Source organism: Nannocystis pusilla (assembly GCF_026626665.1).
In the GTDB taxonomy this organism is placed as follows: Bacteria; Myxococcota_A; Polyangia; order Nannocystales; family Nannocystaceae; genus Nannocystis; species Nannocystis pusilla.
This window is the reverse complement of the sequence record NZ_JAPNKE010000002.1, coordinates 11839153-11858501: the sequence shown is the minus strand read 5'-3', so window position 1 is coordinate 11858501 and position 19349 is coordinate 11839153. Positions and strand designations below refer to the sequence as shown.

General features: G+C 71.5%; 18 protein-coding genes and 6 pseudogenes. 7 read left to right on the top strand and 17 right to left on the bottom strand.

The window, feature by feature from the left end:
* Nucleotides 1-3 precede the first annotated feature (3 nt).
* Nucleotides 4-888, bottom strand: a complete 885-nt coding sequence (locus OV079_RS52795; protein ID WP_267778275.1) for an SMP-30/gluconolactonase/LRE family protein — start codon at nucleotides 886-888, stop codon at nucleotides 4-6.
* A 242-nt stretch (nucleotides 889-1130) separates the two neighbouring features.
* On the opposite strand from OV079_RS52795, the pseudogene OV079_RS52790 reads away from it, so the two are divergent.
* From OV079_RS52790 to OV079_RS60405, 3 pseudogenes are all read left to right on the top strand, one after another.
* Nucleotides 1131-2039: pseudogene (locus tag OV079_RS52790) on the top strand (cytochrome P450); the annotation flags it as partial.
* A pseudogene (locus OV079_RS60410) lies at nucleotides 1961-2212 on the top strand (cytochrome P450); the annotation flags it as partial. The pseudogenes OV079_RS52790 and OV079_RS60410, both read left to right, overlap by 79 nt.
* Nucleotides 2197-2400 (top strand): annotated as a pseudogene (locus OV079_RS60405) (cytochrome P450); the annotation flags it as partial. The pseudogenes OV079_RS60410 and OV079_RS60405, both read left to right, overlap by 16 nt.
* Here OV079_RS60405 and OV079_RS60400 read toward each other — a convergent pair.
* The 3 genes from OV079_RS60400 to OV079_RS52775 are packed head-to-tail and all read right to left on the bottom strand — an operon-like array spanning nucleotide 2316 to nucleotide 3690.
* Nucleotides 2316-2876, bottom strand: a complete 561-nt coding sequence (locus tag OV079_RS60400; protein WP_420829615.1) for an HAD family hydrolase — start codon at nucleotides 2874-2876, stop codon at nucleotides 2316-2318. The pseudogene OV079_RS60405 and the gene OV079_RS60400 overlap by 85 nt on opposite strands.
* An 11-nt stretch (nucleotides 2877-2887) precedes the next feature.
* Nucleotides 2888-3403 (bottom strand): HAD family hydrolase, encoded by a 516-nt coding sequence (locus tag OV079_RS52780; protein WP_267778271.1) that lies wholly within the window; start codon nucleotides 3401-3403, stop codon nucleotides 2888-2890.
* Entirely contained in the window at nucleotides 3400-3690 is a 291-nt protein-coding gene (locus tag OV079_RS52775; protein WP_267778270.1) for a hypothetical protein, read from the bottom strand. Before OV079_RS52775 ends, OV079_RS52780 begins: the two co-directional genes overlap by 4 nt.
* Here OV079_RS52775 and OV079_RS60395 point away from each other — a divergent pair.
* Both OV079_RS60395 and OV079_RS60725 read left to right on the top strand, forming a co-directional pair.
* Nucleotides 3575-4471: pseudogene (locus tag OV079_RS60395) on the top strand (hypothetical protein); the annotation flags it as partial. The gene OV079_RS52775 and the pseudogene OV079_RS60395 overlap by 116 nt on opposite strands.
* 652 nt (nucleotides 4472-5123) lie before the next feature.
* Nucleotides 5124-5528 (top strand): permuted SH3 domain-containing protein, encoded by a 405-nt coding sequence (locus tag OV079_RS60725; protein WP_476703786.1) that lies wholly within the window; start codon nucleotides 5124-5126, stop codon nucleotides 5526-5528.
* Between the two features lie 80 nt (nucleotides 5529-5608).
* Here the strand turns inward: OV079_RS60725 and OV079_RS52760 are convergent, their stop codons facing one another.
* A complete protein-coding gene (locus OV079_RS52760; protein ID WP_276604370.1) occupies nucleotides 5609-6217 on the bottom strand; it encodes a DUF899 family protein in 609 nt (202 codons plus the stop codon).
* Between the two features lie 789 nt (nucleotides 6218-7006).
* Here OV079_RS52760 and OV079_RS52755 point away from each other — a divergent pair.
* Both OV079_RS52755 and OV079_RS52750 read left to right on the top strand, forming a co-directional pair.
* On the top strand, nucleotides 7007-8335 hold the full coding sequence (locus OV079_RS52755; RefSeq protein WP_267778269.1) for an HTH domain-containing protein: 1329 nt from the start codon (nucleotides 7007-7009) through the stop codon (nucleotides 8333-8335).
* Nucleotides 8336-8633: 298 nt separating this feature from the next.
* The gene (locus OV079_RS52750; RefSeq protein ID WP_267778268.1) at nucleotides 8634-9509 is read left to right on the top strand and encodes a hypothetical protein; all 876 of its coding nucleotides are present in this window, start codon (nucleotides 8634-8636) and stop codon (nucleotides 9507-9509) included.
* 192 nt (nucleotides 9510-9701) lie between these two features.
* Here the strand turns inward: OV079_RS52750 and OV079_RS52745 are convergent, their stop codons facing one another.
* The 12 genes and pseudogenes from OV079_RS52745 to OV079_RS60385 all read right to left on the bottom strand — a co-directional run.
* Nucleotides 9702-10757 carry a hypothetical protein gene (locus tag OV079_RS52745; protein ID WP_267778267.1) on the bottom strand — a complete coding sequence of 352 codons (1056 nt, stop codon included), beginning with the start codon at nucleotides 10755-10757 and terminating at the stop codon, nucleotides 9702-9704.
* Between the two features lie 39 nt (nucleotides 10758-10796).
* A complete protein-coding gene (locus tag OV079_RS52740) occupies nucleotides 10797-11756 on the bottom strand; it encodes a hypothetical protein (protein ID WP_267778266.1) in 960 nt (319 codons plus the stop codon).
* A 19-nt stretch (nucleotides 11757-11775) separates the two neighbouring features.
* A complete protein-coding gene (locus OV079_RS52735; RefSeq protein WP_267778265.1) occupies nucleotides 11776-13362 on the bottom strand; it encodes a peptidase associated/transthyretin-like domain-containing protein in 1587 nt (528 codons plus the stop codon).
* A gap of 79 nt (nucleotides 13363-13441) precedes the next feature.
* The gene (locus tag OV079_RS52730; protein WP_267778263.1) at nucleotides 13442-13711 is read right to left on the bottom strand and encodes a hypothetical protein; all 270 of its coding nucleotides are present in this window, start codon (nucleotides 13709-13711) and stop codon (nucleotides 13442-13444) included.
* Entirely contained in the window at nucleotides 13672-14361 is a 690-nt protein-coding gene (locus OV079_RS52725; protein ID WP_267778262.1) for a hypothetical protein, read from the bottom strand. The genes OV079_RS52730 and OV079_RS52725 overlap by 40 nt, the downstream gene beginning before the upstream one ends.
* A complete protein-coding gene (locus OV079_RS52720) occupies nucleotides 14352-15035 on the bottom strand; it encodes a hypothetical protein (RefSeq protein ID WP_267778261.1) in 684 nt (227 codons plus the stop codon). The genes OV079_RS52725 and OV079_RS52720 overlap by 10 nt, the downstream gene beginning before the upstream one ends.
* Before the next feature lie 435 nt (nucleotides 15036-15470).
* Nucleotides 15471-15794 carry a hypothetical protein gene (locus tag OV079_RS52715; RefSeq protein ID WP_267778259.1) on the bottom strand — a complete coding sequence of 108 codons (324 nt, stop codon included), beginning with the start codon at nucleotides 15792-15794 and terminating at the stop codon, nucleotides 15471-15473.
* Complete coding sequence (locus OV079_RS52710) at nucleotides 15764-16441, bottom strand: vWA domain-containing protein (protein WP_267778258.1); 678 nt, start codon at nucleotides 16439-16441, stop codon at nucleotides 15764-15766. Before OV079_RS52710 ends, OV079_RS52715 begins: the two co-directional genes overlap by 31 nt.
* 537 nt (nucleotides 16442-16978) lie before the next feature.
* Nucleotides 16979-17170 (bottom strand): M13-type metalloendopeptidase, encoded by a 192-nt coding sequence (locus OV079_RS52705; protein ID WP_267778257.1) that lies wholly within the window; start codon nucleotides 17168-17170, stop codon nucleotides 16979-16981.
* 55 nt (nucleotides 17171-17225) lie between these two features.
* Nucleotides 17226-17609, bottom strand: a complete 384-nt coding sequence (locus OV079_RS52700) for a M13-type metalloendopeptidase (RefSeq protein WP_267778858.1) — start codon at nucleotides 17607-17609, stop codon at nucleotides 17226-17228.
* Between the two features lie 195 nt (nucleotides 17610-17804).
* Nucleotides 17805-18673: pseudogene (locus OV079_RS52695) on the bottom strand (M13 family metallopeptidase); the annotation flags it as partial.
* 62 nt (nucleotides 18674-18735) lie between these two features.
* Nucleotides 18736-18891: pseudogene (locus OV079_RS60385) on the bottom strand (hypothetical protein); the annotation flags it as partial.
* Nucleotides 18892-19349 lie beyond the last annotated feature (458 nt).

Sequence of the window (19349 nt, the reverse complement as noted above, 5' to 3'; positions counted from 1 at the left end):
GCTTCAGCAGCGCCGGCTTCGGCGTCCCGGCACGATCCCGTACGCGCGGGTGATGGCGAAGCTCGCCACGTAGAGCGTCTTCTTGCTCTGCTTCGTCACCCCGAACACCAGCGACGACGGCGCGTCGAGCGGTCCGCCTTCGGCGACCACGTCGATGTCCCCGTGCTTGTCGATCGCGACCAAGCGGTCCTGCCCGTTGACCGCCACGAACAGCGTCCCCTTGTCGTCGAACGCGATTCCGTCGGCCCCGGCCAGCGCGTCGAAGTCGTCGGCCCACACCTCGACGTCGCCGGGCGATCCATCGCACTCGATCTCCACCCGGAGGATCGTCCCGTAATCGAGGTTCGACACGTAAAGGTTGTTCTTGTGGCGGTCGAAGGCGATGCCGTCGACCCCGAAGTCCGACAGCTCGAGGTACGGATCCTCCTCGTTGCCCGCGAATGCAGGGTCTGTCAGCCAGACCTCGGGTTCGCCGTCCTCGTCGATCTTCCAGATCTGCCCGTGCAGCGGATCGGTGACGAACAGCTTGCCGTGGTCGCCGAACGCCAGATCGTTGGGATAGCCGGTCGGATCGAGGGTCGCGTACGTCGATACCGCGCCGTCGGGGTCGATGCGAAACACGAACGCGACCGGCGGCGTGGGTGAGATGCTGCCGGTGGCCACATAGAGGTCGCCGTCCTCGCCGAACTTGAGCCCGGCCGACAGCACGCCGGGCGGCAGCGGCAGGTCGCGAACACGCTCACGTGGCCCCACGGGGTGATCTTCGATGTGCTTCCCCGTGGAAGCATAGATGTTCCCGTCGTCGTCGACGGTGATCGACTCCGGTAATCCGCCCAGGGCCGGGTTGAACGCCACCACCGTCGACAGCTTGCCGCCCGCCGCGGCCACCCCCCGGCGAGAGAGACATGAAAAGCCCTACAGAGATTGACGCGATCGGCTGCGACCCATGACAAATCCCCCCCCGATTCTCACCCGGGTCATGGAGCGTCGCGGTACGTCGTCCAGGATCGAGAAATCGTCGCGCCGCGCAGTATGATGATCGGAGGGCGCGGCGACGAGCGCGGCGGCGGCGCGTCGCGGAATCTCGAAATCGAGTGGGTCGGCCGCGACGGGCTGCTATCCTGCCGGCGATGACACGCTCCGGAATCGTCGCTCACCTGATGCGGCGCACCGCCCTCGGGCCGCGCGGCGGGTTTCTCCTCGGCAACCTCCCGGAGGTCGCCCAGGGCCGCATGTTCGAGCTCCTGCATCATATGTGGCGGGCCCACGGCGACATCAGCTGCGCCCGGGTCGGCACACGACTGCTCTATCTCGTCGTTCACCCCGACCAGATCCAGCATGTGCTCGTCACGCGCCGGGAGAACTACACCAAGGCGATGCACCGCGCCGCGCCGCTGATCGGCGACGGGCTGCCGGCCAGCAACGGCGAGCTGTGGGCGCGCCAGCGCAAGCTGCTGACGCCGCGGTTTCAGGTCGGCGCCCTGCCGCATTCGCCCCGCCCCTCAGGGGGGCCATGGAGCGACAGCTTGGGCCGCTGGCAGCGAGCGGCCGCCCGCGGCGACGAGCTCGACCTCGCCGACGAAATGGTCGCCCTCACCCTCGACGCGATCCTCGGCTCCCTGCTCGGCGAGCGCCTCGACGACGAAGAGGCGCGCCTGCGCGCCGCCATCCGCGACGCCGTCGACTTCGTCGGCGCCAGCGGTCAGCTGTTCCGCGTCCCGCTGTCGTGGCCGACCCAGCGCAATCAACGTTTCCTGGCCGCGCTCGCGGTGATCGACGATTTCATCCACCGCGCGATCGAGGCCCACCGCGGCCGCCCCGACGGCGATCCCGATCTCCTCACATTCCTGCTGCGCCACGTCGGCGACGACCCACAATCACCCGACACGGCCCGACTGATCCGCGACGAGGCGGTCAGCCTGCTGCTCGGCGGCCACGAATCGACCGCCCAGGCGCTGACGTGGTTGCTTTATTGCCTCGACCTCCACCCCGAGGCGAAGGCGCGGGTGATGAGCGAGGTCGATACATTCGGCGACGCCCGCCCACGGTCGCCGACCGCAACCGCTTCCTGTTCCTCGCCGCCGCGGTGCAGGAGGCGCTGCGCCTGTACCCGCCGTTCTGGGCGTTCCCGCGCCACGTGGTCGCCGACGACGAGCTCGGCGGCTACCTCGTGCCGGCCGGCGCCACCGTGATGCTGTGCCCGTATCTGACGCACCGCCACCCGGCGCTGTGGGAGGCGCCCGAGCGCTTCTCGCCCGAGCGCTTCCTCGGCGGCGTGGCCCAGGCCGCGCGCGGGCCAGCTATTTGCCGTTCGGCTACGGCCCACGCACCTGCATCGGCAACCACATGGCGACCGCCGAGATCGTGCTGGCGACCGCGGCGATCCTCCGCCGCTTCACCGTCGAGCGCGTCCAGCACGCGCCGGTCGCCGCCGAATTCCTCCACGACGTTACGACCCCGCGGGGGATCCGCGTCGCTGACGTCGCGTCAAGCCGCCAGCGCCAGCGCGACATGATCCAAAACATTGATACGATTGACCTAGGCCAATTGTTAGTGCGTGCGATGGCTGACAGGGGCGGCCCTGCCTCGAAGACCAGGGGCCTTCCGACGGCCCCGAGCACCTCGATGTCGCCGGGGCCATTGCCCAGCGCGAGGGACCGCGAAAGCGACGCGCCGCGGGCCGCGGCAAACTGTCGTAACAATGTCAACTTGCCCCCGAGCGCCCCGGGCATGCTGTGACAATCACCAGTGTAGCGACCGTCCCGGGCCGCGAATCGCGAACCATCACAATCGGTTACGCCCAGGTCCGCGGCCAGCAGCGCGACGATCTCGTGGGGGCTGGAGGAAACGATATAGAGAGCCACGCCGGCCTCCATGAGCCGCGCGATCAGCGGGCGCACGAACGCGAACAATTCGCCGCGCAGCGTCTGCAGGTCTCGCGGGCCAGGGCCGCCAGCGCAGCCTGCTCCGCGCCCGCCAGGGCCGCCGCGTAGGCCGCGGTGCTGCGGGCGACCATCGTCGGGAAATCGATGGAACCGGCGCGCAACTGGGCCACGGCGGTCATCACGGCCGCGATCGCGTCGGCCCGGCCGAGGCCGCGGCGGCCCATCTCGTCGAGCAGCGCCAGGCCGATCGACCGCGGGTGCATCGTACCGTCGACATCGAGGATCGCCACGCGTGCCACGGGTTCGTCGTACGTCATGCCCTGATCATAGCGGACCGAAGCCGCATGCTCCAGACCCCAGACGCACGAGGCACCGGATAATTCGCCAGTCTGCGCGATGGTCGTTGATCGGAACCAATAATTCGAGTAGCTCTGATCAAAGGTCATGCTCACCGAATTGGCGTGCTCGAACAGATCGAGCCGGCGCTGGAGCGCGCCGTGCAATCCGTGCTCGATCACCGCTTACCCGACGGACGGCTCGCCGCCGGCTGCAGCGGCCGGCGCTGGAGAGCGCGCTGGCGCTGCACCTGCTGCGCACCTGCGGCCACGGCCCGGCGCTCCAGGCCGAGATCGCGGGCTTCTGCCGGCGCCGCCTGGCCGAGGTCGACGTGGACGACGTCGACTCGAGTCATGCCAGTCGCCTCGACCGCACGCTTTCGCGCATCCTCTGCGAGCTCGTGGTCCACGGCCGGCTCGGCGCCGAGGGCCTCGCCTCGCTCCAGCGCACCCTGGTCGCCTTCGATCACCCCACGCTGGCGCAAGCGCGTGCTCGTCGAGGTGATGCTGGTCGAACTCGGGGCGCTCCTCCGGGTCAGGCCGTGTTGCGCTCGCGGTCGTCCGCTCCGAGTCCTCCCATCTGTGGGTGACGATCTTGCTGGCGTCGATTCGCGTGCTCCAGCTGTGCCACGCGCCGCGCCGCCGAGATCGGTGACGCCGAGGTGGCGACGATCCTCGGCGCCCAGGCGACCGACGGCAGCTGGGCAGCAGCGTGCTCGTCACCATCGTCGCCCTGCTCGCGCTGACCGCCTCGGCTGCGCCGCGCCGCACCGCGCCCTCGGCCTCAATTTCCTCGCCGGCCAGTTGCGGCCCGGCGGCGGCGTCCCGTTCATCACCAACGAAGACATCTGGGTCACCTGCCTCGCCGGTCTGGTGCTCACCGAGGCGCGGCGGCCCGCGCACGAGCTGCAGCGCTGCGAACAATTCCTGGTATCGCAGCAGCAGGCCGACGGCGGCTGGGGCTACGCCGAGGGCGTCTCGCAGACCGACGCCGACGACACCAGCGTGGTGCTGTCGCTGCTCGCCCGCCGCAATCCGCTGATTCATCGCCCGAGCATCCGCCGCGCGGTGGCCAACCTGCTCGCGCTGCAGAACAGCGACGGCGGCTTCCCCACCTTCGTCCGCGGCGCCGCGTCCGAGGCCGAGATCACCGCCAAGTCGATCACCGCCCTGCGCGCCAGCCACATGGCCCCGCCCGCGGTCATCGACGCCGCCTGGGCCTGGCTCGCCCGCGCCCAGCAGCCCACTGGAGGCTTCCGCGGCGAGTGGAAGCTGTGCGTCACCTACCCCGCCTTCCATGTCATCAACGCGGCCGCGGGTCAGCGCCCGGGCACCCGCGCGGCCGACATCCGCCGCCGCTGCGTCGGCTTCCTCCGCGACCTGCGGCGCGGCGACGGCGGCTGGCCGATCCACCCCGACGACCGCCGCAGCCACGTGCTGAGCACGGCCTACGCGCTCGCCGGCCTCGCGGCCTGCCCCGGCAGCCTGTCCTCCGGCGAGCTCAACGAGTCGGCGCTGGCGCTGCTCGCCGGCCAGGGCCGCAGCGGCGGCTTCGCTGCCGAGGCCGACTCGCTCGGCCCGCGCCCGTTCGTCTACGACGTCCCGCTGCTCGCCACGCTCTACAGCGTGTGGGCCCTGGCCCGCGTCCGCGACCTGCTGTCCGGCCGCGCTACGAGGTGCCGCTCGGCGCGCTCGCGCCTCGCCTGTCCCTCATCATTCACGACCGCGCGTGGATCAAGACCGCGTGAGCGCGGACGCAGCTCGCAGCCCTGTCATCGTGTGGGTTCGCGCATTTCGACGAATTGTCCTCCACGAAGGCGGGCGCGCGGGGTCACATCGCGACCCGGCGCGTCGCGCCGCGCGAGTCGAGCGCGCCGAGCGAGCGCTGGCCCGCCAGGAGCAGATGATGCAGTCCGGCATCGGCCGCGAGCTCGACCGCCAGACCGCCCGCGCCGAGCTCGAGGCCGCCCGCGTCGCCGACCGCCACGCCCGCCGCGCGATCGAGTGCTCGGCCCCAGCCGCCCCGGCCGCGTCACCGTGGTCGCGCCGATCGACGGCACGGTGCTGCGCCGGCCAACCAGATCGGCGCCCAGGTCGAGCCGGCGGGGCGCCGCTGCTCGAGATCGGCGACAAGACCGCGCTGTGGGTGGTGGCCGAGGTCGACCCCGGCGTGTTCGAGGCCCGCCGCGTGACCGTCGGCCCCACCGCCGGCGACCACGCCCAGGTCGTCTCCGGCCTGAACCCCGGCGAGCGCGTGGCCGTGGCCGGCGCGCTGCTGATCGACCAGCAGTCCGGCGTCGCGCTGTGAGTGTCCTAAGGAGCATGTCCGTACGGACATTCTCGTAGGGCATGTCTATCCAGACATGCCCCTCGAGACCTGCTCTAAAGTCACATCCCGTCGTAGCGGTCGTGGTGGCGCACCCACGCCATCGGGAACTCGAGCCCCTCCTCCTGCCGGCCCAGCGGCGTGAGGTCGAGATCGCGTAGGTCGTCATCACCGGCTCGAAGCCGCGGCCGTACGTCGAATAGGTGTGGTAGACCGCGTCGCCCTCGCGCTCGAACACGCTGATCCCCGGCGCCTCGGAGTGCGGGAACGCCTGCTTTATAATGGTAGTCGACCGCCTGGGCCGCGACGTCGGCCGGGTCGGACGACACGCCGAAGTCGTAGTGGAAGCTGCTGCCGTGCGACGACAGCCACGGGAACGTCCAGCCCATCCGCGCCCGGAAGGCGGCGATCTTGGCCAGCGGCGCCCGCGAGACCACCACCAACGCGGTGTCACGGGCGGCCAGGTGGACCTGGACGCCGGCGAAATGATCGGCGACGAAGGAGCAGCTCCTGCACCCCTGGTCCTTCGATGGATCGAACATGAAATGATACACGACGAGCTGGCGCTTGCCGGCGAACAGGTCGGGCAGGCGGCGCTCGCCGTCGGGCCCGCTGAACACGTACGGGGCGTCGATGCGGACCCGCGGCAAGGCGCGCCGGGCCGCCGCCAGCGCGTCGCCCTCGCGGGTCCACGCCTTCTCGCGCGCCAGCAGCTCCAGGCCGGGCCGCCAGCCAGGCCTCGCGGCTCACGACATCATTCGCGGCGGTCATGGCATTCCTCCTTTCGCGGTTCGGGTCGACGCTTCGGCGCCAGCGACCGCTTCGCCCGGACCACCAAAGTGGTCACTGCGGCGCCGGTCCCCGTCGCCGCGGCGACGGTGAGCGCAATGGAGGTCCAACAGGCGGGGCACATGCCGACAACATAGGCGGCCCGCGTCCGCGTCGCGCGTAACATTCGTGGCGCGACTCCCCTCGTGACATTTCCCGGCGGCCGGACCATCCTCGCCGCGTGCCCGCGCCCGACGCCCTCCTCGACGCCGCCCGCGCCCTCGCCGGCGGCGACCGCTGCGCGCGCTCACCGGCGTGGGTCGCGACGACGGCCCCCGCGGCCTCACCCTCCGCGGCATCGCCTATGCCCAGCTCGGCGACCTCGAGCTGGCGCGCACCGCCCTCGAACAGGCAGTCGGCCGCGCCGACGACGACCCGCTCCTGGCCGCCCGGGCGCGCGCCGCCCTGGTCGAGGTCGAGCTCGGCAGCGGCGCCCCGGCCCAGGCCGCCCGCGCCGCCAGGGCCGCCGCCGACGCCCTGGAGCGCCTCGGGGACGCCCGCAACGCCGCCATGCAGCGCCTCGTCCTCGCCCGCGCCGAGGTCCTGCTCGGCCGCCTCAACGAGGCCCGCCGCGCCGTCGAGGCCGTCCTGGCCGGCGACCTCGGCCCCGACCTCCGCGCCGTCGCCTCCTCGTGCAGGCCGAGATCGCCGTGCGCGCGCTGCACCCCAGCGACGCCCGGGCCGCCCTCGCCCGCGCCCGCGAGGCCATGGCCGCGCCCCGCATCAATTGCTCGCGCGCACGGTCGAGGCGCTGGAGCACGAGCTCGCGCGCCCGGTCGCGTCGATCCTGGCGCGCCGGCGCGCCCGTCGACGCCGACCTGTTCGCCATCGAGTCGCTGGCGCGCGGCCACGTGCTGCTCGTCGACGCCTGTCGCCGCCTCGCCCTCGCCGGCCGCGTCACCATCCCGCTCGCGCGCCGCCCGGTGCTGTTCGCCCTGCTCCTCGAGCTCGCGCGCGCCTGGCCGGCCGCGGTCGCGCGCGACGATCTGGCGGCCCGCGCCTTCGCCGTCGGCCGCGTCAACGCCTCGCACCGGGCCCGCCTGCAGGTCGAGCTCGGCCGCCTGCGCAGGCTCATGGACGGCCTCGCCGCCGCGCCGGTCGCCAGCGAGGACGGCTACGTGCTCGCCTCCGGAGCGCGACGTCGCCGTCCTGTTGCCGCCGACCGACGACGAGGCCGCGCGCTCGGCCTGCTCCTCCGCGACGGCGCGGCGTGGTCGGCCCAGGCCCTCGCCGACCACGCCGGCGTGTCACGCAGGACCGCCCAGCGGGCCCTGCAGCTGCTCGTCGAGCGCGGCGTCGTCGTCCGCACCGGCAAGGGAAAGAACGTCCGCTACACCCGACCCGGCGCCCCGATCGCGTCACGGATGTCTACTCGGCCTCGTCCCGGGCGGCTAGACCTCGGACATGCGACAGAATGTCATGACCCACGAACAGCCCCCCGCTCCCATCCACGCCGCCGAGGTCGCGCGCGAGTACGTCCCGGACGGCGAAGGCCAGATCCACGGCGTCACCTTCGACGGCAAGTCGGTGTGGTTCGCCCGCGACGACGAGGTCGTCGCCTTCGACCCGATCACGGGCACCATCGTGCGCCGCTTCGCCATTCCGGGGCCGGCGCCGGCACCGCCTGGGACGGCGAGCGCCTCGATCAATTGGCCGGAGGCGAGATCCTCGTCATCGATCCGAGCGACGGACAACGTGTCAGACGCTTGCCCTCCCCCGGCAAGGGCGAGGACAGCGGCATGGCCTGGTCCGACAGTTGTACGTGGGTCGGCCAATGCTATGGCGCGCGGATCCACAAGGTCGACGCCGCCACCGGCGAGGTCGTGAAGACCCTGACGTCGGACCGGTTCGTCACCGGGGTGACGTGCGTCGACGGCCAGCTGGGCACGGCGCGGCCTTCGACGACAAGCCCGCCGAGTTGCGCCGCCTGGCCGCCGACGGCACGCCGGAAGAGGTCCTGAGCGTCCCCGTGGCCGCGATCGCGGGGGTCGAGGCGGCTGGCGACGGCATCTGGTGCGCCGGAGCGAGGAAAATTGCGCCTGGTCCGACGCACGTCCGAGGGTTGACATCGCCGCCGTGAGAAGTCACGGCCGACAATTCAATTCCTCCAGATCGAAATCTCGCATGATTCCGGTGTGTGTGGTGGACCGTCCAGGGTGCTACCGATTTTGGACTTGTGCTGTCAGCACCTGATCCGCGGCCCCCTCGGTGAACACTCATTCCATGTGACCCCGCCGCTCCGATTATGGGAGCGGCACCATGGGAGACATCATGCGTATCATCATTAGTGCCCCCATTCACCGTCTCTTCCTCGGCCTCTTGCTCGTCGCGGCCTGCGACGCCGGCGATATCACCCCGGAGCAGTCCGACCGCGATACACCTATCGGCTGCGGCGGCGTCGACGAGCTCGAATGCCCAGCCGGCCTCGAATGCATCGACGCCAGCGGCGGCGTATGCCGCCCGGAGATCCAGGGCCCCGATTGCGTCGGCCTGTGCGAGCCGATCGACGGCCTCTGCGGCGGTATCCTCCAGATCGCCTGCGACGAGGGCTGGGTCTGCCACGACCTCGCCGACGAATGCGACCCCGAGCTCGGCCACACCGATTGCCTGGGCGGCTGCCGCCCGCTCGAGCTGGCCGACAAGCCCGCCAAGATCGAGCCCGCGCCGCTGCCCGAGGGCCTGTGCGGCGGCCCGGCCGGCGTCGAATGCGAGGAGGGGTGGATCTGCCACGACCTCGCCGACGATTGCGTCCCCTCGCGCGGCGACAGCGAATGCCTCGGCGGCTGCCGACCCGCGGAGCCCGGCCCGGACCCCGTCCCCGACGTCGAGCCCCAGCCCGAGCCCGACCTCTCCTGCGGCGTCGACGGCAAGCAGTGCGACGAGGGCCAGCTCTGCGTCGACAAGCTCAACGACGCCTGCGACCCCGAGAAGGGCCACGCCGACTGCCCCGGGGTCTGCCGCCAGGTCGAGGCGCCGCCCGTCCACAGCCCCGCGCAATGCGGCGGCGTCGCCGGCCTCACCTGCCCCAGAAGCAGGCCTGCGTCGACGACCCGAGCGACGCCTGCGACCCCGACGCCGGCGACATCGATTGCCTCGGCACCTGCCAGGACCGCCCGGCCACGCGCCGCTACGTGAGCCACGACCGCGAGGAATGCGCCGTCGCAGTGTTCGTGTGCCGCCTCGGTGAGCAGCCGTTCTTCGAGGAGCACGGCTGCGGCTGCGAGACGCTGTGATCGCTACCGGCGGCGGGCCCGTCCCGCCGCCTCGTCGATCGCGGGAATGACGCCACATGTCCCATACGACATGTGCCATCATTCCACGCGCTCGCTATTTCTTGCCCTTCCCGCCGCCCTTCGGCCTCCCGCCGCCCTTCGGCCCCGCGCCGCCCTTCGGCCCCCCGCCGTGCATCGACTGCTTCGGCGCGGGCGATCCGCCCCGAGACTTGCCGCCGTGGTGCTTCGGGCCGCCCGGACCGCCGAGCCCGGACCCGCCCTTCGCCGATCCGCCACCGTCGTGGCCCTTCCCAGGCCCGCCGCCGAACCCGCCCTTCGCGGACCCGCCGCCCTTCGCGTGCCCGTCGAACCCGCCCTTGCCGTGGCCCTTCGCGTGCCCGCCGAACCCGCCGTGGCCTTCGAAGCCCACGTGCCCCTTTGCGTGGCCGGGCGGCAGCCCGCCGGTGGCCTTCCAGTGGCCGTGCTTGAGGTGGCCCGGCGGATCCACCGCCCCGTCTCCGCCTCCACGTAGACGCTGTGGTACATCGGCCGGTCGACCACGAACGCCCACGCCAGCAGCGGCTGGGCGACGAACACCGCGGTCGCCTCGAAGCGCGCCGGCGCCACGAATGTCAACACATCGGCGTGGACCGCCGCGCCGGCCGAGAAGTGGACCCCGGCCGAGAAGTTGGCCGAGAACGACACCTCGCTGGTGGCGCGGCTGGCCACCACCGTCGCGGTCGCGCAGATCGACCGCGTGGACCACGGACGCCCGCGACGACGGGATCACCTTCATCTCGAAGTCGACCCGCGCGTCGCCGCGGACCTCGACCACCTCCACGTGATCGACCTGCCCGTCGGCGTCGATGTCGATGCGATTGATGCCCGCCGCGGGGTCGTTGACCGCCAGCTCGAGCTCCTCCGCCGTCTCGATCGTCCCGCCCTGCACCAGCGCGGTGACCTCGGCCAGGCGGAAGCTGTCGGCCTGCAGCTCGATCGACGCGGTGGCCGGCGCCGCGGCGACGACCGCCACGTCCGCCTCGGCAGCGACCGCCGCGGCCGCGGCGGCTTCGGCCTCGACCTCGGTGCGGGTCTCGGCCTGCGCGACGACGGCGGCGTCACAGGCGGTGGACAGCAGGAGCGCGGAGGTGACCAGGAGGGTTCGTCCCATGCCCCCTAGACCGGCGCCACTCCCGCGCCTCCAAGGGGCTCAGCCGGGCTCGAGCACGTGGCAGCAGCCGGTCTTGCAGTAAAAGCCCTCGGGGCAGTCGCTCTGGCCCATGTCGTCGATCTCGCACGGCTGCGCGTCGCCCTCGCAGGTGGGGTCGTCGCAACCCGGGGGCGGCTCCGTCTCGCCGAAGCAGACCTCGCACTCCTCCGGGTGGCACTCGTCGTCGCAGTCGGGGTTCTTCGTGCATTGCTGGCACGAGTCGATCTGCGCCAGCGAGCAGTCCAGATCGCCGAGGAAGATGTCGTAGGACATCCCGTCGACGACCACCGTGCAGCAGCCGAAGCAATCGCAGCCGTTCGGCACCTGGCACTCGTCGATGCACTGCTGCGGCTGCTCCATCGGGCAGTTCTTGTAGTCCTCGTCGTACGGGCACTTGTCGCCGCCCGGGCTCTTCGGGTCGCACTTCAGGTTCCACGCGCAGTCGCCGGCCCCGCCGCCCGAGTTGCCGTCGAAGAAGCAGTCCTGCTTGCACGGGTCCATGTTGTCGCCCGGCAGGCCGGTCGCGAACGTGTCCTCGCGGTCGTCGCACGGCGACACGCACTCCGGGTCGGCCTGGTCGACCAGGCCGTCGCCGTCGTTGTCCATGCAATCGCCGCAGGCGTAGACGCCCCCGTCGCACTGCAGCGGGACGCACGACCCGCCGCCGGTGGTGGTCGTCGTCGTCTCGGTGGTGGTGACCGGCTCGGTCGTGGTGTCCGAGGTCGTCGTCGTGCTCGTACTGGTGCTGGTGCTCGTGCTCGTCGTCGGCCCGGCGGTGGTCGGCTCGGCCGTCGTCCCGGTCGTGGTGTCGGTCCCGGTGGTCGGCCCCGCGGTCGTCATCACGGTCACCGTCGTGCTGTCCGACGCGGTCTCGCTGGCGACCTGAGTCTCCGTCTCGCCCTTGCTCGGCCCGTTGCAGGCCAGCAGCGCGCATATCCCGAGGACGTGAATCTTGCTCATATGCAGATGCTCTCGCCGGTCACGCGAAAAGGCAATCGCCGTTTTCGCGCGAGCCGCCGCTCGCACTGCAACACGTATCATCGGCCACGGCCGAGCCCGCCGGGCGCGCGCGGCCCGCAGACCGCCTGTGATCATTCGACCACGAACACGCCGCGCAGATCCTCGGTGGCCGACAGCGGCACCCCGTCGCCGTTGAGCGAGATCGCCCGGGACCGATAATAGAGCCCTTCGTCAGCGCCGGCCCCTCGTAGGGCACCCCCACGGTCTTGGCCCCCGACACGCCCGGCAGCATCGCGTTCTCCCACACCAGCTTGCCGAACACGTCGAACACGCGGACGATGTAGCCCTTCTCGCTCGAATCGTCGGCGAACTCGAAGGTCGGCGTCGCGGAGGTCGCCGTCGGCTCCTCGGCCCCGGGCGCGACGACCGCGAGCGCCTCGGTGATCTTGAAGCCCGCATCGACCGTCACCGCCTCGCCGGCCGCGACCGTCACCTCCTGCAATTCGGTGCCGCCGATCGAGCTGTCGGGGTCGCGCACCAGCCGGTCGTTCTCGAACGCCGCCAGCACCTTGTACGTGCCCGCCGGCACGCCCGGGATGCGGAACGTCCCGGTGACGTCGGGCTCGACCCCCGGGTCCGGCGACCGCAGGCCGAACGGCACCGGCCCCCGCTCGAGCGTCGCGTTGAACACGCTGACCGGCACCAGGACCACGCTGGTCACGCTGCCGCCCGGCGCGTTGACGATCTGCACCGTCCCGCTGACCGCGCCGAGGTTCTCCTCGCCCTCCGCGACCGCCGTCAGGTCGACCTTCTCGAGGTCGGCCGCCGCCACCGTGGTGGCCGTCGCCGCCAGCTCGAGCCCGCGCCGGTAGCCGCGGATCGACGCCGCGCCGGCCTGCACGTTGAAGATCGTGTACGCACCTGTCCGATCGGCCACCCCGTATTGGGCCAACGCGTCGCCGCTCACACCCTCCGCGACCACCAGCGTGCCGCCCGGATCGATCCCGCCGACCGTGCCGGTCACCGTCACCCCGCCGCGCAGCGCGTCGGGCAGCATCACCAGGCCCACCGTGGTCAGCGGACCCTCGATCACGCTGGCCTTGAGCGCCTCGTCGTACGTCGCCTCCGCCGCGTGGATCGGCAGGGCCACGCGGATCCCCGACGGGAACGGCAGGTAGTCGCGGGCGAACGCCTGCAGCGTGTAATCCACGTCGCTCGCCAGCTCGCCGTCCGGCTGGCGCGGCGCGCTGACCTGCAATTCGTAGTGGCCCATCGCGTCGGTCACCGCGACCTCGCCGAGCGGCGCACCGGTGCGGTCCTGCCCGTTGACGAGCGCCCCCTCGAGCGGCTCGCCGGTCTGCAGGTCGATCACCATGCCGTGGATCTGCAGCGGCTCGCCGCACACCCACGCGTCCGTCTCGCCGGCGACCGGATCGCACGCGAGCCCCTCGACACAGTGGGGACCGTTGGCCGTGGCCGGGTCGATCAGCGGGTCGCACGGCCCGCCCTTCTCCGAAGGTTCGGTCACGTCGAGCTGCTTCTCCCCGCAGCTCGCAAGACCGAACGTGAGCATCGACCCGTACGTGAGGACCAGGATCTTTCGCATCGTACCGAGTTTGACCACGACCGCCCCCGCGATTCCAAGGCCGATCGACCGAGGTCGCGGGTCGCGCGCGCCGCCCGCCTCAGCCGGGCACGATCGCCTGGCAGCAGCCGGTCGAGCAGAAGAAGCCCCTCGGACAATCTGAGACCCCGTCCATGTCGACCATGCACGGGACGTCGCCCTCGTCGCAGCCGGCCTCCTCGCAGCCGTCGGGCAGCTTGTCCTCGCCGAAGCACAGCTCGCACTTCTCCGGCTCGCAGACGTTGTTGCACGAGTCCTGGAAGGTACACTTGCCGCACGCGTCGAGGTTCGTCAGCGAACAGTCCGGCGCCGAGCCGAGGAAGATGTCCACCGTCCCGTTCGGCGTCTGCACGTGGCAGCAGCCGAAGCAGTCGCAGCCGTTCGGCACCAGCTCGAGCAGACCTCGAGGCACTGCGCCGACACGTCCGGCTCGCACTCCTGCTTGAACCCGCAGCCGATCAGCTCACCCGGGTTCTGCGGGTCGCACTGCAGATCGTACTCGCACTTGTCGTTGCCGACCCCGCTGTCGGAGTCCCAGTAGCAGTCGTTCTTGCAGTCGAGGTTCTGCCCCGGCAGGTCGGTCTGCAGCGAGCCCTCGCTGTCGTCGCACGGGCTCGTACACTCCTTGTCGCCGCCGTCGATCGCCCCGTCGCCGTCGTTGTCGAGCGCGTCGCCGCACTGATAGATCTTGCCGCCGCAGGCGACCGGCATCGGCATCCCGCCGCCCGTCGTCTCGGTGGTCGTCGTCGTCGTGCTCGTCGTCGTCGTCTCGGGCGGCTCCGTGGTCCCGACCGTCGGCCCGGTGCTCGTGACCGGCTCGCCCGTGCTCGTCGGCTCGCCCGTGCCCGTGGTCGTGGACGTCGTCGTCGTCTCGCCGACGGTCGACGGCGTCCCGGTGGTCGTGGTCGTGCCGGTCTCGGTCTCGGTCGTCGTGGCCGGCCCCGAGGTGCAGCCGACGATCGACCCACAAACTACGAACAAACAGTAGGCAATGACATCTCGTCGCATCGGCGCGTGGGACCGGCTCCAGAGCGACGATTCCAAAGCTTCCTCACAACGAGACGTCGATCGCGAACACCCCGTAATCCGAGGTCGCCGTACCAGTCACATGGATCGTCCCGGCCTTGGCGGCGGATCGCCCCGTCGGGGGCCTCCTCGGTCTCGCCGGTGATGTCGAGGTCGAGCGCGACCATGCCCGCGAACTCGCCCGTCATCGCGAACTCGCCGCTGAAGCTGCCCGTCACCGTCCCGGCCGGCAGGTCGCGCAGGCTGAGGTCGAGCAGCGCGGGCCCGCCGTCGTAGGCGACGTCGAACATGTCCTCGACCGGCCCATCCGAGTAGTCGGTGAGGGTGACCGTCAGGTCCATCTCCTTGTTGTCGGACGCGCCCTGGTCGACCTTGCCGCCGACCACCATCGTCCCGGACAGCTCGCCGGCGCCCATCTGCTCGGGGATGTTGGCGTTCGAGGCGGCGTTGAAGCCGTCGAAGCCGAGGCCCAGCGCGCGGTCGACCGCGCGATCGAGCCCGAGGTAGGCCCGCCGCGCCGAGTCCGGGTCGGCCACCCCGTCGTTCGGCGGGCCACAGCTTGCGATCACGAGGGACAGCGAGGCGCACGCAGCGGCGCGCGCGAGGATCGACCTGGTGAGCGAGGGCATGTCTGCGGGCTGTGACAGACCCGTCCCCGGGGATTCCAAGCGGATCCACCTGCGCAGCAGCCGCCGCCCCGGGGGCGTGCCGCAGCCGCAGGGCGTCGCCCACGCCCGAGCCAGGCTCATCGCGGCCGTCGCCCCCGCCGGCCCTCGCGCTGCCGACGGGCCACCGAGTCCGCCCTGTCGGCCGGCGAGCGCCCGGCGACGACCTCGTCGATCCCGAGCCCGCGGCCGCCGCCGCCGCAGTCGCGCGGGGTAGTGCGGATGCGGGGTCATGGTAGCGAGCGGACGCAGCCCCGCGGAGGATGACCGCGTCGCCCGCGCCAGCGTCAGCGCTCGCCCCATTCACAGGCCGAGCACCCGGGCAACGCCGCGAGCGGCCCGAGCTGCCACCTGTCCGCAGGGACATCCGGACTCCCGCCCATCTTTTCGCCGACGCGCTCAGCCCGGCGGCATGAACCCGTCGCAGGCCTCGGCGATGCCCGCGATCGCCTCGTGGAAGAACATCTGATAGTTCTCGGCGCAGATCTGGCCGACGCTGCCGTAGGTGAACATCTCGGTGAATTCGGTCAGGCGCTCGCCGATCTCCGCCGCGTCCTTGCAGGCCGGGTTCTTCGGGCCGATGAGCGACAGCACCACGATGTTGCTCTCGACCCCGCCTTTGAGGGCGGTGAGCGCGTTGAACCATTGTGGCGGGTCGCCGGCCGAGCCCTCCTCTTCCTCGTCGGTGATGATCACCAGCACCAGCAGCGCGTCCTCTCGCACGAATGCTCGTTACACGCCCCAGGCGCGCCCAGGTCGGGGCCCAGGGCCGCCAGCGCCGCGTCGATCGGCATCTCGTCGCCGCTGCCGTCGATCCCGACCTGGGCCGCGCAGGTGAAGCTCGTCGGCAGGTCGTCGGCCTCGGTCATGAAGCGCTGCCCGCTCTTGAACGGCCCGCACACCGCGTCGCTGGCCCCCTCCGCCCCGGTCGTCTGCGTCACCAGGGCCCCGAGAGTGTCGGCGCAGGCCGGGTCGTTGTGCTCGTAATCGTCGGTCGACACGACCCCGATGTGCAGACTCTCCGCGTCCGCCAGCTCTTGCTGGATCTCGCTGACGAAGGTGGGGAAGCTGGCCACCAGAGTGACCTGCTCCTGCTTCATGCTGCTCGAATTGTCGACCACGAACAGCAGATCGATCTTGACGCACGGCTTGTCCGCCTGCGACCCCGGGTCGACCGGGTCCGGCGAATCGCCGAGGTCGAACTTCGGCCCCGAATCCGACGGCGCCTCGCCGCCCGCCGGCGCCTCCTCGGTCTCGCCGGTGTCCCCGCCGGCGCCCGTGCTCGTGCCCTCCGAGGTCGTGGGCGCCGACTCCGGCCCCTCGCCGGTCGACGACGTCGACGACGCCCCGGGTGAGGTCCCTGGCGACACCGTGGTCACCGCACCGAGCGAGGCGCCCACCGACGCCGAATCCCGCCCCCCGTCGTCGCCGCAGCCTGCGCTGAAAAGGCCCACGCACATCGGGACCGCCAGGACCGCGCGACGGATGAATTGCCGACTGCCGAGATTCATCAGACACCTCCACTCTCCACAATCGGTCGCCACCGCGTCGGCGGTCAACGCCGCGGTCTCGACGCCGTCGCACTACCGCGCTCACGTCGATTCATCATATGTTCTCAAAGACATGTCGCTTCCGCCATGTCCCACATGGAAGCCACGCCGCGGCGCCGGCCAGCGGCCCGCCCGCGCCGGCGGCCCGCGCGCCGCGCTTCACAGTCCACGAGAGAAGACCCAGATTCTGGACACAAACCCCACGCAAACTCACTTTGAATCCAGATCCGTCGGGCCCTCTCAGGAGGGTTCGCGCAACCTCCGCTCCTCCCGGATCGGCATCTGCGCAGTTCTCGCGCTGCCGAGCCCGATATGCCCCGAGGTATGCAGGCAAGCGCGCCCGCGGCGCGCCCGCCGCTACCACACCGCGCACGGCCGCGGCGCCCGCATCGGCGTCCCCTCCGCGCACTGGAACGCCTGCCAGAACGCCGGGAGATTGACCAGCGAGCCGACCGCGCGGAACCGGCGGGGCGAGTGGACATCGCTCAGCACGTCCATCTCCTCGCTCTGCGGCGTGTCCTTGCCGCAATAGTTCTGGGCGAACGCCACGACAACAATTGCTCGCCCGTCAGCGGGCCGAGCGGCAGCGTCTCCGGGTGCTCCTTCACCCATCGCACATAGGCCGCGTGCGCGTATTGAGGCCGCCGGCGTCGGCGATGTTCTCCCCGAGCGTCTGCTTGCCGCGTACGCGCAGCCCGGGCAGCACCTCGTAGGCGTCGTACTGGCTCACCACGCACGACGCCGCCGCGTCGAAGCCCGCCCGCGCCGCCGGCGTCCACCAGGCGGCCAGCGCCCCCGTCTCGTCGAACGTGCTGCCCTCGTCGTCGAAGTGGTGCGTCAGCTCGTGCCCCATGATCGACCCGATCGCGCCGAAGTTGACCGCCATCGGCAGCTCGATCGAAAACAGCGGCGGCTGCAAGATCGCCGCCGGGAACGCCATCTCGAGCGTCAGCGGGTTGGTGTACGCATTGAGCACGCTCACCGGCATCAGCCACTCCTGGCGGTCGACCGGCCGGTCCGCCTTCTGCATCTCGCGCGCGAGCTCGGCCCGGCTGGCCGCCACCACCGCGCCGAAGTAATCGGCGCGCTCGACCTTCACCTGCGAATAGTCGCGCCAACGGTCGGGGTAGCCGACCATGTTGCTCAGCCCCCGCGCCTTCGCCTGCGCCCGCGCCTGCGTCCCGGCGTCCATCCACGGCAGCGTCACGAGCCCGCGCTCGAACGCCTGCTCGATCGCCACGATCATCGCGTTCGCCGTCGCCTTGCTGGCCCCGGGAACGCCCGCGCCACGAAGTCCGGCCCGACCGCCTCCGGCAGCGCTTCCACGGTCCGGTCGACGCACCGGCGCCAGCGCGGCGGCAGCTCCTGCTGCCCGGTGAGCTCGGTCGCCCACGCGAAGTCCTGCGCCTCGACCGCGCGCGACAGGTGCGGCGCCGCCCCGCTCACCAGCTTCCACCGCAGGTACGCGCGCAGCACCTCCTTGCGGCTCTTCGCCAGCACCACCCCTGTGTTGCGGAAGAACTCCGGCGTCGCCACGTTCACCTGCTTCACCGCCGCGTTGCCGGCCGCCGCGAACACCCGCGACCAGTCGATCGCCGGCGTCAGCGCGCGCATTTCGCCAGCGAATGCTTGTGGTAGGTCGCCTCGGTGTCGCGCAATTGCTCGAGCGGCAGCGACGCCTGCGCCAGCACAGTCTCGAGCGCCACCACCTCGATGGCCCGCCGCTCGGCCTCCGCCGGCGTCGCCGACCAGGGTCAGCATCCTCGCCACGTGCTTCGTGTAGCGGCCCAGCCGCTCGCGCGTCGCCGCCTCGTCGCCCAGATAATAGTCGCGGCTCGGCAGGCTCAGACCGCCCTGCGTGAGCATCAACAGGTTCACGCGCGGCTGCTTGTAATCCGGCTCCATCGCCGTCGAGTAGAACGCCTCGACCCCGTACGGCTGCAGCCGCGCCGCGGTCTCGAACGCGCTCTGGGCGTCGCGCACCCGGGCGATCTCCGCCAGCGCCGGCTGCAGCGGCGTCGTCCCGGCGGCCTCGATCGCCGCCTCGTCCATGCACGCCGCGTAGAAGTCGCCGATCCGGTCGCGCCGCGGGTCCTCACCGCGCCGTTGCCCGCCTCCTCGAGCAGCGTCCGCAGCACCGCGTGATTGACGTCGTCGATGCCCGACACGCGCGACGTCGACGACTTGTCCGGCGGGATCTCGTTGCGCGCCAGCCAGCCCCCGCAGGCGTAGCGGTAGAAGTCCTGGCAAGGCGCCGCGCTGCGGTCCATCGCCGCGTACACCGCCGCCAGCGGCCCCTCCGTCGGCGCCGGCGCCGCGGCCGGCGGCGTCGCGCTCGCGGGCTCGGGCGCGCTCGTGGCGGCGCGTCCGCAGGCCATCCATGACAACGACAAACCGATCATCAGACCACGGCACCGGGGCAGCATCGCCGACAGGGTGCCACAGACCTCGTTTCGCGGGCCCCGTCGCCGCCGCGTGCGGAATCACCCGGACGACGAATCACCCCGCCGCGAAACCATGCGGGCAATGTCTGCAATCACCGCCCGGACATGGGGGACGCCGCCCAGGTCGCTCACGCGCTCACGCTGTCCGAACCGCCGCGCGGCGGATGCTGCTCGCGAAACCTCGGCATTGCCAGGGCGAGGCCGACGAGCGCACCGATGATGCCACCCAAGGGTCCGCCCTCGGTGAGCCCGGCGATCGCTGCGTTGCCGCCGCAACTGCGACC